At 31.0% G+C, this 17282-nt stretch carries 15 protein-coding genes; 2 read left to right on the top strand and 13 right to left on the bottom strand.

Features of this window, described 5'->3' with window-relative positions; genetic code table 11:
- Positions 1–166 precede the first annotated feature (166 nt).
- From A3M9_RS0110950 to A3M9_RS13785, 7 genes are all read right to left on the bottom strand, one after another.
- The gene (locus A3M9_RS0110950) at positions 167–877 is read right to left on the bottom strand and encodes a 2-phosphosulfolactate phosphatase (protein WP_027309256.1); all 711 of its coding nucleotides are present in this window, start codon (positions 875–877) and stop codon (positions 167–169) included.
- 43 nt (positions 878–920) lie between these two features.
- The gene (locus A3M9_RS0110945) at positions 921–1946 is read right to left on the bottom strand and encodes a LacI family DNA-binding transcriptional regulator (protein ID WP_027309255.1); all 1026 of its coding nucleotides are present in this window, start codon (positions 1944–1946) and stop codon (positions 921–923) included.
- A 5-nt stretch (positions 1947–1951) separates the two neighbouring features.
- Entirely contained in the window at positions 1952–2878 is a 927-nt protein-coding gene (locus tag A3M9_RS14280) for a CdaR family transcriptional regulator (RefSeq protein ID WP_027309254.1), read from the bottom strand.
- A 13-nt stretch (positions 2879–2891) separates the two neighbouring features.
- On the bottom strand, positions 2892–4001 hold the full coding sequence (locus tag A3M9_RS0110935; protein ID WP_027309253.1) for an ABC transporter ATP-binding protein: 1110 nt from the start codon (positions 3999–4001) through the stop codon (positions 2892–2894).
- Positions 4002–4100: 99 nt separating this feature from the next.
- Positions 4101–4262 (bottom strand): hypothetical protein, encoded by a 162-nt coding sequence (locus tag A3M9_RS14680; RefSeq protein WP_156897902.1) that lies wholly within the window; start codon positions 4260–4262, stop codon positions 4101–4103.
- 91 nt (positions 4263–4353) lie between these two features.
- On the bottom strand, positions 4354–5472 hold the full coding sequence (locus tag A3M9_RS0110925) for a hypothetical protein (RefSeq protein ID WP_027309252.1): 1119 nt from the start codon (positions 5470–5472) through the stop codon (positions 4354–4356).
- 58 nt (positions 5473–5530) lie between these two features.
- The gene (locus A3M9_RS13785) at positions 5531–6553 is read right to left on the bottom strand and encodes a hypothetical protein (protein ID WP_035166466.1); all 1023 of its coding nucleotides are present in this window, start codon (positions 6551–6553) and stop codon (positions 5531–5533) included.
- 112 nt (positions 6554–6665) lie between these two features.
- Between A3M9_RS13785 and A3M9_RS0110915 the strand changes: the two genes are divergently transcribed.
- Both A3M9_RS0110915 and A3M9_RS0110910 read left to right on the top strand, forming a co-directional pair.
- A complete protein-coding gene (locus tag A3M9_RS0110915) occupies positions 6666–7490 on the top strand; it encodes a Nif3-like dinuclear metal center hexameric protein (protein WP_027309251.1) in 825 nt (274 codons plus the stop codon).
- 11 nt (positions 7491–7501) lie between these two features.
- On the top strand, positions 7502–9394 hold the full coding sequence (locus A3M9_RS0110910; protein WP_027309250.1) for a SpoIID/LytB domain-containing protein: 1893 nt from the start codon (positions 7502–7504) through the stop codon (positions 9392–9394).
- A gap of 317 nt (positions 9395–9711) precedes the next feature.
- Here the strand turns inward: A3M9_RS0110910 and A3M9_RS13780 are convergent, their stop codons facing one another.
- From A3M9_RS13780 to cls, 6 genes are all read right to left on the bottom strand, one after another.
- Entirely contained in the window at positions 9712–10392 is a 681-nt protein-coding gene (locus tag A3M9_RS13780) for a phosphatase PAP2 family protein (RefSeq protein WP_051350715.1), read from the bottom strand.
- A 69-nt stretch (positions 10393–10461) separates the two neighbouring features.
- Positions 10462–12147: a sensor domain-containing diguanylate cyclase gene (locus A3M9_RS0110900; protein ID WP_156897901.1), complete on the bottom strand. Its 1686-nt coding sequence runs from the start codon at positions 12145–12147 to the stop codon at positions 10462–10464.
- Positions 12148–12181: 34 nt separating this feature from the next.
- Positions 12182–12838 carry a hypothetical protein gene (locus tag A3M9_RS13775; protein ID WP_051350714.1) on the bottom strand — a complete coding sequence of 219 codons (657 nt, stop codon included), beginning with the start codon at positions 12836–12838 and terminating at the stop codon, positions 12182–12184.
- Between the two features lie 225 nt (positions 12839–13063).
- Positions 13064–14644 (bottom strand): sodium-dependent transporter, encoded by a 1581-nt coding sequence (locus A3M9_RS0110885; protein ID WP_027309248.1) that lies wholly within the window; start codon positions 14642–14644, stop codon positions 13064–13066.
- A 161-nt stretch (positions 14645–14805) separates the two neighbouring features.
- The gene (locus A3M9_RS0110880) at positions 14806–15459 is read right to left on the bottom strand and encodes a LexA family transcriptional regulator (RefSeq protein ID WP_027309247.1); all 654 of its coding nucleotides are present in this window, start codon (positions 15457–15459) and stop codon (positions 14806–14808) included.
- A gap of 71 nt (positions 15460–15530) precedes the next feature.
- Positions 15531–16952, bottom strand: coding sequence for a cardiolipin synthase (cls, locus tag A3M9_RS0110875; protein ID WP_027309246.1), 1422 nt, complete (start codon positions 16950–16952; stop codon positions 15531–15533).
- Between the last annotated feature and the right edge of the window lie 330 nt (positions 16953–17282).

Raw genomic sequence — 17282 nt, 5'->3', positions numbered from 1 at the left:
TCCTGATGGCCGCTCGGCTCGGCACGTCCTGTGCCGAATTACGGACTTTTTCAAAGTCGAAAAGCAATAATTGCTAAAGCTCATGAAATATGCCATTTTGAAATCCTTTCATGGGGCTTTTTCAAAATTTAGCTAACAAGTAGGTTTGTCAACAATCTCACCCCTTTTATAAGGGATACTTTTTAATACTTCCATCTTTAAAATATGGGACAACATCTAAAATATCCTCTTTAAAACAATACTTTATATCCTCTTCAAGTCCTATTGACATCATATACTTATAATGACTTGCATATTTTAAATATTCAAATATATTCTCTCTGTTATTCATATAAGTCAAATACGCCAAAGTAGCAAAGTCTGTCATATCAGTTTCTTTTAATTTATTGATTTCATATATTATCTTACCTGCACACAAAAAATCATCTATAGAAAAGTCCCCATCAGTACCTGAACATATAATATTTATATCACTACCATTTTTAACAACAAAATCAGCTAAATATTTAGCATTTAGCATACTTCCAATTAATATTGTATCGCAATATTTAGCTTTTATTATTGCCCTTGTGCCATTTGAAGTAGTAAAAACTATCCTCTTCCCCTCAACATTTTGCCTATTATATTCAAGAGGTGAATTTGAAAGGTCAAAGCCTTCTATTTTAAATCCCCTTCTTTCTCCCCCTAATAAAACCTCCTCATTTTTATAGGTTAATGCATCTTCTATCTCAAGTACCGGAACAACATCTAAACACCCATTATATACCGCTGTAGTTATAACCGATGTTGCTCTTAAAACATCAATTACAACTGCTGTTGTTCCCTTTAAATCCTCTTCCTCAATACTATTTAAAGTAGGAAACGATTTTATTTTCATATTATCACCCCTAAAATACACAAAGGAGGCTTATATATCCTCCTTATTTATTATTAATATTTTCAGCTATGGAATCTCTATATATTATTTGAGTCTTAAGTACCTTCTTTATCTTTTGTTTACATCTTCCCTTTACTTTATCAATTACTATTTTTGCTGCTTCATAGCCTAAAGTATATGCATTTATTTCAACCGACGTTAAGGCTGGTGTTGCAAACTCTGATAAAGGTATATTGTTAAAACTCATTATAGAAACATCCTTTGGAATCTTAACACCCATTTCTCTTGCTGCCTTAATAGCACCAAATGCCATTAAGTCATCTGTTGTAATAATAGCAGTAGGAGGATTAGGACTTTGTAATATCTTTTTCATACCTTCATATCCGCCTTCTTGGACAAACTCACTTGAAACAATAATTGATTCATCAAGCTCAATATTATGTTTATTCAAAGCCATTTTATATCCCTCAAATCTATCCAAAGAAACCACCAAATTTAATGAACCATTTATCAAACCAATTCTTCTATGTCCCATCTTTATTAAATGCTCAGTAACATTAAAGGCTGCATCTATATTATCATTATCTACAAAATCACAGTTTTCTCCCTTTGGCGGTCTTCCTATCATCGCAAAGGGAATTTCCATCTTCTTAACAGCCTTTAAAATTGGGTCATCTATCTTTGAATACATCAAAATAATTCCGTCTACTCTTCCACCGTTTACAACTGCATTGAGTGATTCAAGCTGCTCTTCATCCGTATTTCCTGTAGTAATTAGTATACAATATCCCTCTTCGTGGGTAGATTTTGCAATCCCTCTTAGTGCCTCTGGGAAAAAAGGATTTAAAAATACATCCTCTGCCGCTCTTGGCATAACTATTCCTATAGTATTCGTAGTTCTACATACAAGGCTCCTTGCAATTGCGTTAGGATGATACCCTAATTCCTGCATTACCTTCCTTACTTTAGCCTTAGTTTCTTCACTTATTCGAGGACTATCGGATATTACTCTTGAAACAGTAGATGGAGATACCCCCGCCTTTTCTGCTACCTCTTTTATTGTTACCATAACACCTATCTCCTTTTTAACTTATAAAGTGCTACAACAGTTCTAAATATAACAGCTTCCTCAAACCTTTTTATATCAAGTCCTGTAAGATTTTTTATCTTTTCTAATCTATAAAGTAAAGTATTTCTATGTAGATAGAGCTTTCTTGAGGCTTCACTTACATTAAGGTGACATTTAAAAAGCTCCTCTGCAGTATCTAAAAGCTCCTTGTCCTTTATGACATCATAAAATCCATTAAATCCACCATTCATATAGTATTCTACTGCTTCATCACTGCACGAATATAGTATACCATACATTAACATTTTATCAATATGATAAAATCCCTCTTTAAAACCTAATATACTTGCCAAGTTTGCTGCCTGCTTTGCGTGATTTGCAGCATCCTTTATTGTATAACTTGCTCCTACTCTTCTGCTGGCACCTATAAGTACATTAGAACCCGTCTCCTGAGATATACCATCAATAATTGAGTCAGCCTCTTGTTCTAAATCATCTATAACCTTAACTATATATATACCCTCATCATCCTGAATAATACTTGTATCTGTTGATTCATATATACTCTCTAATAACTCCTTAAAGTTTGTCTTTGACTTTATGTATAGAACCGAATAGTCAGAGAAGCGTCCTCTTAAAGTTTCGCTCTGTACATCATTTTTCAAAATATATTCAAGAGGCTGCATAAATCCTGCAGCCTCTTCTATATTAGTTAAAGCTATCATCCTAACTAAATTTATAGCATCCTGCGATATCTCCTTTGAAATTGCAATGATGTACTTTGAAGCATTTATATAGGTTATACCATTCTTGTATTCTAAATCCTTTGTAAAAACAAAACCTAAGTCTTCACCATCTACTATATTGCCATTTGAATCATATATAGAAACTTTAGCCTTTAATGCTGATTTTAAATTTTCGCAGAATGCCATCCTTATCCTCTCCTTATAGTATAGCTATTTCTGTTTCCTTATCAAATAAATGCATTTTATTCATATCAACAGCAACTTTAACATTTGCATCTATCTTTGCCTTTGTTGTTGGTTCAACTCTTGCTACTATATTATTTCCTTCACATACTAAGTATAGATATGTTTCTGAACCCATATGTTCCATAACTTCAACCTTAGCATCAATTGTGCTGTCCTTAAATTCATTTAGGAAATCTGTACTATCATCTATATGTTCAGGTCTTATGCCAAATACAACTTCCTTGCCTACATAACCCTTTTCCTTAACAACTTTAGCTTTATCTTCTGGTATTGGAAGCTTTGTATTTCCAAATACAACAAATAATCTTCCACCCTCTTCTACAACTTTGCTATTTATGAAGTTCATTTGTGGGCTTCCTATGAAACCTGCAACGAACATATTTGCTGGATGATCATAAATTCTTCTTGGAGTATCAACTTGTTGAACTATACCATCCTTCATAACAACTATTCTTGTACCCATTGTCATAGCTTCTGTTTGGTCGTGTGTAACATATATAAATGTTGTATCTAATCTCTTATGAAGCTTTAATATTTCTGTTCTCATTTGAACTCTTAGTTTTGCATCTAAGTTTGATAGTGGTTCGTCCATTAAGAATACCTTTGGATGTCTCACTATTGCTCTTCCAAGTGCAACTCTTTGTCTTTGACCTCCTGATAGAGCCTTTGGCTTTCTATCTAAAAGATGTTCAATATCTAATATTCTTGCAGCTTCTCTTACCTTCTTATCTATTTCTTCCTTTGGAACCTTTCTTAATTTTAATCCAAATGCCATATTTTCATAAACTGTCATATGTGGATATAGTGCGTAGTTTTGGAAAACCATCGCTATATCTCTATCCTTTGGTGGAACATCATTACATAATTTATCTCCAATATAAAGTTCACCTGATGATATTTCTTCAAGTCCTGCTATCATTCTAAGTGTAGTTGACTTACCACATCCAGATGGACCAACTAATACTATAAACTCTTTATCTTCAATGTCAAGATTAACGTCCTTTACTGCAGCTACATTGCCTGGATAGATTTTGTAAATATTTTTTAATACAACCTTTGCCATACTATTCCCCCTCGATTGTCTTTTTTTATTATTGTATAACTTTTCTTTATTATTTAGTATAGCAAAGATATATGAATAGTTTGTACATTTTAAACAAACTTAATTATTTACAGGTTTTTTATAATCTATCTTCTTATTCTGCCTTTTAACTTGTCTTTTAAATATACCCTTTATAAACTCAATAAAACAAAATAACCCTCTACATTTTTTCTTTAATCTCCAAACTTTTAAGCTAACAACCTTACTGCCCCTGCCCACCATAAAAACACCCCACTTCAATTTTCTAAATTTTCTTTTAATTAAATTATATTCTATTATAATAGATATTACAAGTTTGTTATTCTAATAACCTTTATTTTATCTGGCTTGTATCACCCTTTTGTATATCTAAAACCCAATCCCCCTTTAATTTAGCCTCCTCATCAGTTGCATTTTTTGAAGGAACAACCGAAAACACAAGTTCATTTTCTGAAACAAAATATGGTTTTGTAAGGGAAAACCTATCCTTTGGAAATCTTCTTTCTAATTTCAAATCCATTTTCTCTCCTGAAGATTTATATAATGATAAAAATGATAAACCATTCTTATCCTTAACCTCAACTACAAGACTCTGCCCACTGGGTGAAAAAATAACAGAGGTTATAGTAGAACTGAAGTAAAAGTCTATATCCTTTACAGTAAAATTTGTTTTTGACTTTTCCTCCTCCTTATTACTCTCCTCTTCTGTGCCCTGTGCCTTTCCATCTCCATCTTTTTTCTTTTCCTCTTCACCCTGTGCTACCTTAAACGCTTCTTTAGACTCTACTATCTTTATATATCCTAAATAACTATTCTCTCCAATACTACTAACTAATATTGATTTACCGTCCTCTGTTGTTGCACAAGGTCCAAAACTTTTTTTTGGCACCTCATATTTTTGTTCCCTTACAGTCTCTTTAGAATAAACAAAGGTAGGTAAATCCCTAAGCGTAAATATTTTTTCCCCTCTTCCTGAGTCTTTATCCCTTTTAAATAGAGTTTTGTCCTGTTCATATATATCTATCGTGTTTTCCTTATCAATAGAGTCAATTAGCAATTTATCCTTATCCATTATTACAACATACTTAAAAAAGTCTACTGAATAATAGGGTTTGCCATCATAGGCGTGAAACATTGTAACCTTAAACTCAGCCCTATCCTTTTCTATATCTCCTTCTCCAATTTTAAAGGCAACTGGTCTTGGATTTGACTGTGTCTTTACTTCTTTTATAGAAGTCTTAAGCTTTTCAGTATAATAACCTGTTAAGGCGGCATAGTCTCCCTTTAAAACATATCTTAAATAATTATCAATAAAAGACATTGCCTGTTTTTCATCTATCTTCATTACCTGTTCTTTGTTATCGTTTTTCTTTTCTTGATTTTCTCCTTTGTTACTGCAGGATGCCGAAAGGATTAATGAAACTGACAAAACTAAAACTAATAATTTTTTCATATACATCACCTATCTTTAGTATTTTATATTTAGTATTTGTATTTATAATATTTTAATTCTATTTTCTTAAGATAATATATTTTATAGTTCCAACTAATAATATTATCAAACTTATAAATCCAAAGGGTGGATAAAAAAGCTTAATTAAATTGGAAAATCCTATAAACGAAAAGGGAATAGAGACGATTAATATTAAAATTAAGCATATAAAATAACTTTTATTTAAAAAAAGCTGTATTCTTCTTGATAGACTATACAAACATCCTACTTCTGTAGTAAACATTTCAAGCCATATTATTATTGTTAAATAAAGTGGTAATAAAGGTCCATAATTTTTTGCTATATAAAGATTAGGAACTTCGCTATTAAAACTTGCAGGATAATAAACTAAAATATTATAGTTAATTATAATCCCAAGCAAAGTAAGCACTATACTTCCCAAAACACACCCCTTTAAAAAACTTTGCTTATTTTTAACCTCGCTTGCCATAGGATACAAAACACCTACTGCTGTCATAAAGTTAAAGCACGAATATAGTATTGCTGAGCCATATATAATTCTATTATTGAAATAGGGAATACTAAGATTAAACCCATTTTCTACAAAAACAAAGGCACCAAGTATTAAAACTATAGATGTAGATAAAGGTACTATAAAGGAGTTTATTGCTATTACACCATTGGTTGAAAATAATGCAACCAAAAAAGCTATAGAAGCCATTATTATAATTCCATAGGCCTTATCTATACCTAAATATTCATTTAGCATTGCTCCTCCACCAGATATCATTATTGTGTTACTAAAAAATATAAATATTGTTATCATCCAATCTGCTATAAATCCTAACCTATCTCCTAAACAGTAACAAACTAAATCATTATAGCTTCTAAAATGCTTTATATATGCTAAGTTTATAAATATTAATGATAAAACTATGTAGAGGAAAAAACAAAACAAAATCCCCACAAAACTCTTATATCCAAACCTTGAAAAAAATTGTAGTATCTCCTGACCAGATGCCAAACCTGCACCAATAATTGTTCCTATAAAAACCGCTGCTATTTTAAATTCATCCCTCACACATATTCCCCCTATTCACAATTCTTTTAAATTTTATTCTCTTTTTTAACTGTTAATTACAATAAATATTTGGTAAAATTATATATGTATAATTAAAAGGAGGTAAAATAATATGGTAACTACTTCAGATATAATGAACTTAGCTCTTAATTTAGCTGGTATTAGCGAAATACCACAGGATTCAGGAATTATTGTTGAGGGACAAAATATAAAAAAGGTATTATTTGGAGTTGATATGGACACTCCTGAACTTTTACTTGCAAAACAACTTGGATATGACGCAGTAATTAGTCACCATCCCCATACTGGATTTCCAGAAATAAATTTTCATAATGTACTAAATAGACAAATTGATAAAATGGTGGAATTTGGAGTTCCAATAAACAAAGCACAAAAGGCCCTAAAGGAAAAAATAAGTACATTAGAGAGAGCGTCTCATCCAAAAAATTTTGATAGAGTTCAATCCTTTGCAAAACTTCTAAATATTCCATATATGAACATTCATATGCCCTGTGATATTATCACAGAAAATTATGTTCAAAACCACATAAATAATAGGCTAAGCTCCAACCAAAAAGCTACACTAAAGGATGTCATAGATGTTTTGATGGAAATACCTGAATATCAAAAATCTCCAATAAAACCTGTAATACGTGTAGGAGCTCCTGATGACTATGCAGGTAAAATAGCTGTATTAATGGCTGGTGGAACAAATGGCGGAAAAAATGTATTTAAGGCATACTTTGAAGCAGGTGTAGGAACAATTATTTGTATGCACGTTCCCGATGATGTAAGAAGTGCTGTAATAGAACAGAACATAGGAAATGTAATTGTTGCAGGACATATGCCATCAGATTCTATAGGTATAAACATATTAATCAATGAGTTGGAAAAGATGGGTATAGAAGTTACAACCACAAGCGGCATCATCAGATAGGGGTGGTGATCTTGAAAAAAATAAAAAGATATCTGTTTTTAATTCTAATTCTATCTGGAGTTTTATATTCAGCTTATTATTTTCTATTTTATAAAGAATCTAAAATAGATTGTGGTATAGTGATTAATTATGAAGAAAAAAAGAAAAACTATGATGTTGAAATTTTTTATAATAACAGCACAAAAAAAATAACTATACCAAAGCATATGTTTAATCCTAATTACAACTGCTATAACATAAAATTCAAGGGAATTTTTATAAAAGAAGCCACTCAAGCAAAAAAGATAAGTGGAACCTTTAATTCACTGCAGGGTAACACAATAGAAGTAGAAGGAAAACAGTATAATAAATCATCAAATTTACAATATATTTTATACAAAGAAGGAAAACCAAAAACAGTATCAAAAAACTTTTTTGTTGTGGGAAATTCTGGATACACCTATTACTTTAATTCCGAAGACAAAATACAGCTAATAGTTGTAGATAAACCTCCTATACTCGATACAATAAGGGTAGGGATATCCACAAATAACAACAACATCTATCTACATCAACAAATTAAACTCTATTCAAAAAAAGGACTTGAGGTGGAGATAGATGGTCAAATATATAGAATTCCTAAGGAAGATAAATTACAAATTATATATACAAACAACTACTTCATTTTAAACGTGCTCGATAATAAAGATAATATAAAATCAAAATTAATAAATACAAAGAATGTAGTAAAAATATCTGGAATTAGAAATTCACTTATAAGTATAGAAAAAAACTCATTAAATAAAACAGATAATATGTATATCCCAACATACCCAGGCACTATTGAACTCACACCAAAAAAGGAAGGATTTATTGTTACAAATATAGTCTCTATTGAGGATTACCTTATTTATGTAGTTCCATCGGAGGTTCCATATTCCGCAGGAGTAGAGGGATATAAGGCACAGGCTGTTTCTGCAAGAACCTATGCTATATCAGATATGTTATCCGGAAGATTTGCAAGATACGGTTTTCACGTAGATGATTCTACCTATTCACAGGTATATAACAGTCAACCTACAAACAATTTAGTTAAAAATGCTGTAAAAGAGACAGAAAATATTGTTATGACCTACAATGGTAAAATAATAGATGCTAAATATTATTCGACCTCCTGTGGATTTGGAGCATCCTATGATGAAGTTTGGCAAGAAAAAGAACAAAATACAAAGCCTTATTTAGCCTTTTCTAACTATACAAACAAAGAAATCAAAGATTTAGCAGACGATTCAACTGCTTTAACCTTCTTTAAGGACTGGACAATAAGTGCAGTTGATTCATCCTCCCCTTATTTTAGATGGAAGTACACATTAACTTATGCAAATTTATTTAAAATTATCAATCAAAATATACACAATATTTATATAAACAACCCTAAGGCTTTTAAGCAAAAATGGATATTTAACATCTACAAAAAAGCCTCTATAAAGGAGGAAGGCATAGGTCAAATTAAAGATATATATATTAGCAAACATACTCCTTCAGGTATTGTAAAAGAGATGATAATAGTTTCTGAAAGTGGAACCTACAAAATAGAAGGGACAAATAATATTAAACGTTTAGTTACTCCATCAGTAGAATATCAAAAAGGATTAAGGACAAAGATAGAAATTCAGAGAATACGCGGTAATTCATTGCAGGATTTTGATAGCATCCCCTCTCCTTTTTTCAGCATAGATAGGGAATTTAAATCAGGAAATTTATCTTCTATCACAATCTATGGTGGAGGATATGGACACGGTGTTGGATTGAGTCAATATGGTTTAATTGAAAAGTCAAGAATAGGAGAAAATTATAAAACGATTCTCTCTACCTTCTATAAAGATATTCAATATACAAGTCTATATGATTTAAAAATAGAATAGCACGCATTATGAGTTCTACAGGCTATTGAAAAAGTTATATATTGATTAGCCCCATGAAGGATTTTAAGGCATTCGTTCATTTCGCTAAGCAATTCTAAGCTTTTCTTTATTTGAAAAAGTCCTACCCTCGCGATGCCATCGTCCTGATGGCCGCTCGGCTCAGCACGTCCTGTGCTGAATTACGGACTTTTTCAAAGTCGAAAAGCAATAATTGCTAAAGCTCATAAAAGAGCCTTTTAAAATCCATTCATGGGGCTTTTTCTTACTTTAACTAACAAGTAGATTTGTCAACAATCAAATAGCACGCATTATGCGTGCTATTCTTTTATATATACAAGTACTCTTTTCTTAAAGAATTCAACAATTTCCTTGTAGTTAAATACTACATACATAGTATAGGCTAAAATTGCCGCAGAAACTGCATCATAAAAATAATGCTGCTTCACATATAAAGTTGAAAGAACAATAGAAAAGGAAATTACCATTGAATATAATTTGTATTTTACATCTATTGTTTCGTCTCTATTTATATAGACGGCAAACAAAACTGAATCTAAAACGTGTATACTTGGAAAACAATTATATGGGTTATCCCTCTCATAAATAAACCTTACCATATTTGCAAAAATATCATCACCATAAACCTGCGGTCTTGGTACATAAGTTGGGTAAAAATAATATATAACAAAACATATCATCATACCTAAATTTACGCCAGCTAATAACTTATAATATTTCTTCTCGTCATAAACCGCATAATAAAAGAATACAAAACCCAGATATATATACCAGTATATATAGGGTACAATAAAATACTTATTAAAAGGTATGAGTATATCTATGGGGGATTGAATATGGTATACCTTACCACGATAATTGTTTAAAAGGACATATATTTTAGACTGTACACCTATTGAAGAAAGCAATAACAATCTCAAGGTAACATTTTTATAGTCCCTATATGCCTGTAAAAACAGGTTCTTTAACCTATCTCTCATATTCTTCCCCCTTTCTTTACCCTATTTATATTATACATAATTTTCCTTATATTATTTATTAACTTATTATTAACTTTGTACTATACCTGGATATATACAAACTCTATTCTTACCCTTATTTTTGCATTCATTATATAATATTAAATCAGCCTTTTCAATTATCTCCTTTGCATTATGACCATCATCCGGGAAGGAAGCCACACCCCCCGATACTGTAACTCTTACTATTTTATTACCTACAAACAACTGAGATGCCTCAATTTGTCTTCTAATTCTCTCAGATATTACAAAAGCATCTTCCTTAGATAAATCCTTAAACAATATAACTAACTCTTCTCCTCCATATCTACAGGGTATATCTGTTTTTCTAATAGAACGTTTAATTATGCCTGATACGTGTTTAAGCACTTCATCACCAACAATATGTCCATAAGTATCATTAACATTCTTAAAATCATCTATATCATATATAACAAGAGAAAATCTATTCTTAAGTTTTACAAGGTTTTGTATCTCTCTATCAAACAACCTTCTATTTCCAAGTCCAGTTAACACATCTGTTTCGGCTTCCTTCTTAATAGATAACATATAATCATAATTTAAAAGTGCAAGTGACATTTGACTTGATAATATGTTTAGTATATCGTTAATATCCTGCGATAGAAAATCAACCAAATTTGATTTTCCACCAACAAAAATTAAACCTCTAACTTCAGAATTAATCTTAATCGGAACAAAAACTGCTGCATCTATGGAATCTAATAGTTTTCCAGTTATCTTTATCTTGCCATCCTTTTTTATGTTCTTACTTATGTATATATCTCCCTTTTTTATAATATTAAATGTTATTCCATTTTTTAAGCTTATACTCAAATCTCCTATATCCAACTCGCAATTTGAATAGTAGGAAATAGGATATGACACATCCTCATTCTTTGCATCAAAGAAATATAAAGAAGCAATTTCGTAGGGTATTATCTCTTTAAGATGCAACAATAAATAATCACATTTTTCCTTTAAATCACCGTGTCTTATCAAATCCTCAGTCGTAATTAAAAGCCTTTTTATTAATGATGTTTTAAAGTTTATCTTGTTATATAAGTATAATGCATAATGAATTATAATTAAAACCCCAAAAACCAAAATCAACCCAACAAGTCCAATAGCACCGTGTATAACATATAATACTACAGAAAGGGTAGTTGAAATAATAAGATTTAATGATAATATTGGAAAATCATAGTTCTTAAACGAAAAAAACTTGTTTTGTTCTAAGCTTTTATCTATGGTAAGAAATAATATATTCAACACAAGAAATATAAAGTCAAATGTTAGTGCTGAAAATATGAGCATTGTAATATAGGGGAGCTTAATATTATACCTTAAAATCTCAACAAATCTTCCTGATATAAAGGTAATAATTGTAAACATAGAAACATTAAAAAGATACCTTAATAAATTAAACTCTCTTTTACCTGTAATATATCCTATTAAAAATCCTAATAATGTATAGATAAATTCATATACAACTGCTACATAAACCCCAAAAAATAGATATATAAATACTGTTATTGTCTCTGTAAATTCAACATTAAACTCCCCCACATAAAGAAGAGACCAATCCATTATGACAGCTGAAATAACCGCACTCCAAAAGACAAAATTATAATTAAAACTAAGATTAAACTTTAAAGATGATGAAATAAATACTATAAATCCCAGTAACAATATGAAATATCTAAACCTTTTGTTCATTACACCATTCTCCCCAATACCTTTATTGTAATAGCTATACAAACATCCTCTTATGCTTAACACCTATTACAAAAGTATAAATTGATGTAAAGGCTAAAACAATTGAAAGAATAAAAAATACCAAAAACAATCCCTTCGCAGTAGATAAACTAATTTTATAAAATTGTGCCAGTTCAGTATAAAACTTATTTCCTTCACCTAATGCAAGTATTGAATTTTTTATTGATGCAACAGAGGTTAAAAGCCCCATAGGTAAAACAGATAAGGCAAGGGTAAGCCCCGTTGCACTCCTCTTTTTCAAACCTTTAATACCCAAAAATATAGGTAATATAAAAATCAAAGGAAGTATTGGTCCAAAATACTGTGGTGCTAAAATCATAAACAATATTGATGTAATTAAAAATGCTCTAAAGAGGTAATTTAATGGTTTTAAGTCCCCCTTAAAATCATAAATTGCAGCCTCACAATACCTAATATAACCTTCAATATCAACACTGCTTGTAGACTTTAACACATCCTTTCCCTTTTTAATTAGTGCCTTATATATTTCATTGTTTGTATCTATATCAATATTTGAATATTCTTCAATCAACCTATTCAAAGCTTTATTAATTTTGTTTTTCTTTTTTTCCTCTAATTTTAATTTTTCAACTCTTTCATATAAACTCTTTAAAATATTAACCATCTGCATATTTACACCCCCAAAGAGTAGGTATTTAGAACACATTTTATAATTTTCAGTATTTTATAAAAATTAACAGGAATGGTTAGATATATTTTAAACCATTCCTGTATTTTTTTCAATTATTATTTGCTATTTTTTAACAACGCTGCCATTGTAGCATAACAAGCCACCAGTATAAGTCCCCAGGATATTATCATAAAAGCAAGAGCTCCACCTGACATATTACCCCTCCTATCTAACAACTAAAACTTTGCCAGACTTTATTTCTTCAAAGTATTTTCTCTTTATACTTCTATAAGATTGTACAAATCCTATAATTAGAACTACAAAAATAACTACTCTTGCCCCCTGTACCCAAGGAATTAGCTCTGGAATTTGTTCAGCAAATTTTGGAACAAGCTTAAAATATCCATCCCTATAATAGTTAATTGTAGACCACACTAATAGTATAATTATATAAACTGGTGCTAAAAATCTTACAAATAGATTAAAGAACCATTTTGGAACCTTCCAGTATCCTCCTTTGTTCATTTCCTCAAGTGCCTTATCTCCCATTAACCATCCAGAAACAATTACCTCAAGTAGTCCTAATACAACTAAGAAGTAGCTACCTACCCAGTTATCAAGTTCACTTAAATAGAAAAGCTCTGCCTTCTTAGTAATAATGCCCTCTAATGCTACAGGTAGACCAACTACTATATAAAGAACAAATACTAATATAGAACCTACACTTCTCTTTACTCCCATTTCCTCTTCAAGTAGAGCAACTAAATAGTTGTACATAGCAATCGCACTTGTAAATCCTGCAAAGAAAAGTAATAGGAACCATAGTGTACCAAACAATCTTCCCGCTGCCATTGCTCTAAATATATTTGGAAGTGCAACAAAGGATAAACCGACACCTGCACTTAGGCCTTCTGGCCCTAAGAATGCATAGCATATAGGAATAGCAATTGTACCTCCAAGTATTACCTCTGCAAGTTCATTTAATGAAACAGTTGCAAGTCCTGATACTACTATATCATCATCAGGTTTTAGGTATGATGCATAGTTTTGTATAATTCCCATACCAAGCGATAATGTAAAGAATATTTGTCCTGCCGCTGCAAGTGCAGATTTTGCATTAAGTTCACTCCATTTTGGAGACCAAATATAATCAAGTCCCGCAATAGGAGTCCAGTCTGGTTTAACTGGAGCACCTAATGTAAGAGTTCTAATTATTAGTATAATACCAAATATATATATTGTTGGCATCATAACCTTAGCCCAAGCTTCAATACCCTTTTGAATTCCACGCATTACTGCAAAGCCAAGGATAGCTACTGCAATAATCCAAAATACTAATGACTTACCTGGGTTTATTAAGTACTCTCCAAAGAAAGCTCCTGTCTTGATTGACTTATCCATATATTGACCTGTAGCAGACATATAAGAATAACCAAGAGTCCATCCAATTATGTGGTTATAATAGCTGTTTAATAAAACTGTAACTGAAAAGGCAAACATACCCGCAATAGCACCTAAAACTGCAGCTGTTTTAGGCTTTACACCTTCTCTTGCTTGTAGATAAATCATAGGTCCTAATGTACCGTGTCCATATTTACCACCGTAGCGTCCTTGATTCCATTCAACTAACATTAGGGGAATACCTAACATTATAAGTGCAGCAAAATAAGGAATCATAAATGCACCGCCGCCGTTTTTAGCTGCCTGGTAAGGATATCTCCAGAAATTACCGAGACCTACTGCATTACCAGCCATAGCCAAAATCAAGCCTAATTTACTCCCCCAATTTTCACGTCTTTCTTCCATACGAATCCCCCTTTACTTGTAATTTTTTATATATCATAATTCATTTTATTAAAAATTTCAACTACTTTATTACTTTAAATTATGAATTTTTATTAATATTAATATTTTAACAAAGTTTTGTAAAACAAAAGAAGCAGAGACAAGCTCTACTCCTTTAAATTTTATAATTCAAACTCAACTTTTATGCATTTGCCTATAATTTTGAAGGATTTTATATCTTTGCTTTCAGTTTTTATTTCGTTATTTTGTGAAATTAATAACACCCTATTAGCATCTAACCTTTTTAGCTGTCTTATCATTCTCTTTCCTTCTAATTCTATTACATAAATTGAATTTGTTTCAAGCTCAGGAGTTAAATATACCATAACCCTATCTCCCTTTGCTATTCTAAACCCCCTCATAGAATCATCTGGTGCAATTATGTAAAATATCTTTTCAGCATTAAGACCCTCAACCTTTTTATCTTTAATTGGCAAATACTTATAGTCATATATTTCCTTTAGGTATAAATCACATACCGGTATCTTTTTTAATATACTTGAAAAGGCATCCTCTAACTGTTTATTTACCTTAACAGGCTCTCTGTATTCCTTTATATTTTCAATAGGTTCATCCACCTCTTCAAAAAGTGAGTCACTTAGATTAACATTTAATAATTTTTCAACCCTTTTTATCAAATTCTCATTTGCTACTCTTTTCCCAATCTCTACATCCTGAAGAAAACCTTCCGATATTCCTAATTTCTTTGCTAATTCCTTTAACGAAAGATTAGCCTTTATTCTTTCTTGCTTTATTTTAGAGCCTACTCTACTCATAAAATCACTCCTTATGCTGCCTTATTTGTAAATAGTATAACAAATTAGCCTTTTACTGAAAAGTAAAACTATTATAACAGCTCCGAGAAAATTCTGCAAACACCATCTATAATTTTTATGTATTTAGGTTCGGAATTAAAATACTCTAAATCTACCCTCCTGCTTTCTTCTAAATCTTTTTTAAATAGGTCATTTACTTTCAATGTAGTATCTTTATCATAAATTACTGCATTAACCTCATAGTTTAACTCAAAACTTCGTATATCCATATTTGCTGTACCTATAGTACATATGGAATCATCTATGGTCATAACTTTAGAATGTACAAAGGCTTTTTTATTATAAAAATAAACATCTACCCCACATCTTACAAGCTCCTCAAGATACGTTTTAGACGCGTGATATACTAAAAAGTGATCATATTTACCAGGAAAAAGTATTTTTACATCTACACCACTTAATTTTGCTATTTTAAGTGCATCCATAACACTCTCGGTTGGCACAAAATATGGTGTAGTTATATAAATCTTCTTCTTTGCCATATAAATCATTTTAACTATACCCTGCATTATTGCAGGATGTTCCGAGTTTGGTCCACTCTTTACAAGCTGCATTATTTTACCCTTTGACTTTTCACTTGGTGGAAAATACTTATCAAATTCTCCCTCCATAAAAAATTCACCATCATCTATCCTTTTTACAGCCATATAATCATCAATAAATACTCCCTGAAGTCCTAATACAAAATCTCCAGTAACCTTTATATGTAAATCCTTCCACTCCCCTATCTTACCAAGTCCTCTATATTCATCTCCTATGTTCATACCACCTATAAAGCCCACTTTACCATCTATAACAACTATCTTTCTATGATTTCTATAATTAATCTGTGTATTTATTCTTCTAAGCAGCGGAGCAAGAAAATAAGAGTATTGTACAACATCAACTCCATTCTCCCTCAAATCCTTTATATACCTTCTTGATAATTTAATAGCACCTACCCTATCCATTATAAATCTAACCCTTACTCCCTCTTTTGACTTCTTTATTAGCAAGTCCTTTAATCTATTTCCAATATCATCCGACTTTACTATGTAATACTCTAAGTGTATATGATGTTCTGCCCGCTCTATCTCTTTAAAAAGAGCATTGAATTTTTCCTCTCCATTGCTAAATATTTCAATATCATTATCAACAAATAAAGGACTATCACTATTGTTTGCAAGAAGTTCAGCTAAATATTTATAGTCTTCCTTGTCTATCCTGTTTATTACTCTATTTATCAAATCCTTAACTATAGGAGAAAACTCCTCATTGAGCTTGTGCCTTTTCCAATTTCGCCCTAAAAACAAATATAATATAAGCCCAAGTGGAGGAAATATAACAATCAATAAAAGCCACGCAATAGTTTTTTCTGGCCTTTTTCTTTCTAATATTATGATAGTTGTTAAAAGAATTGCATTTATAATAATGGCAGCAGATAACAGGTTCATTCTACCACCTCCTTAAATACATTATAACAAAAAATTATTTTTTTGTTTTTAACTTGAATTCGGCAAGTGATGCCGAAAGGCATTGAAATTAAAGAATTTTTTGTTCAAAAAAATTAAAAGAAATCATCCCTTTTTAGTGTTAAAATATAATTGCAAAACCAAAACACAAAAGGGTGATTTCTATGAATAGTTTACAACAAAATCAAAAAAATTTAAAGAGGAAAATTAGATTTTTAAACATGAAAGCAAAATTTAATGATACCAAAGTTACTTCTGTAGCAACTTTTTCTTATGTGGAATCCTTTAAACAAATAATAGGATTACCAACTA

The organism is Caloramator sp. ALD01, assembly GCF_000472625.1.
GTDB lineage: Bacteria > Bacillota > Clostridia > Clostridiales > Caloramatoraceae > Thermobrachium > Thermobrachium proteoclasticum.
Note: the sequence above shows the minus strand (reverse complement) of the source record. Positions and strands in the feature narration are given on the sequence as shown.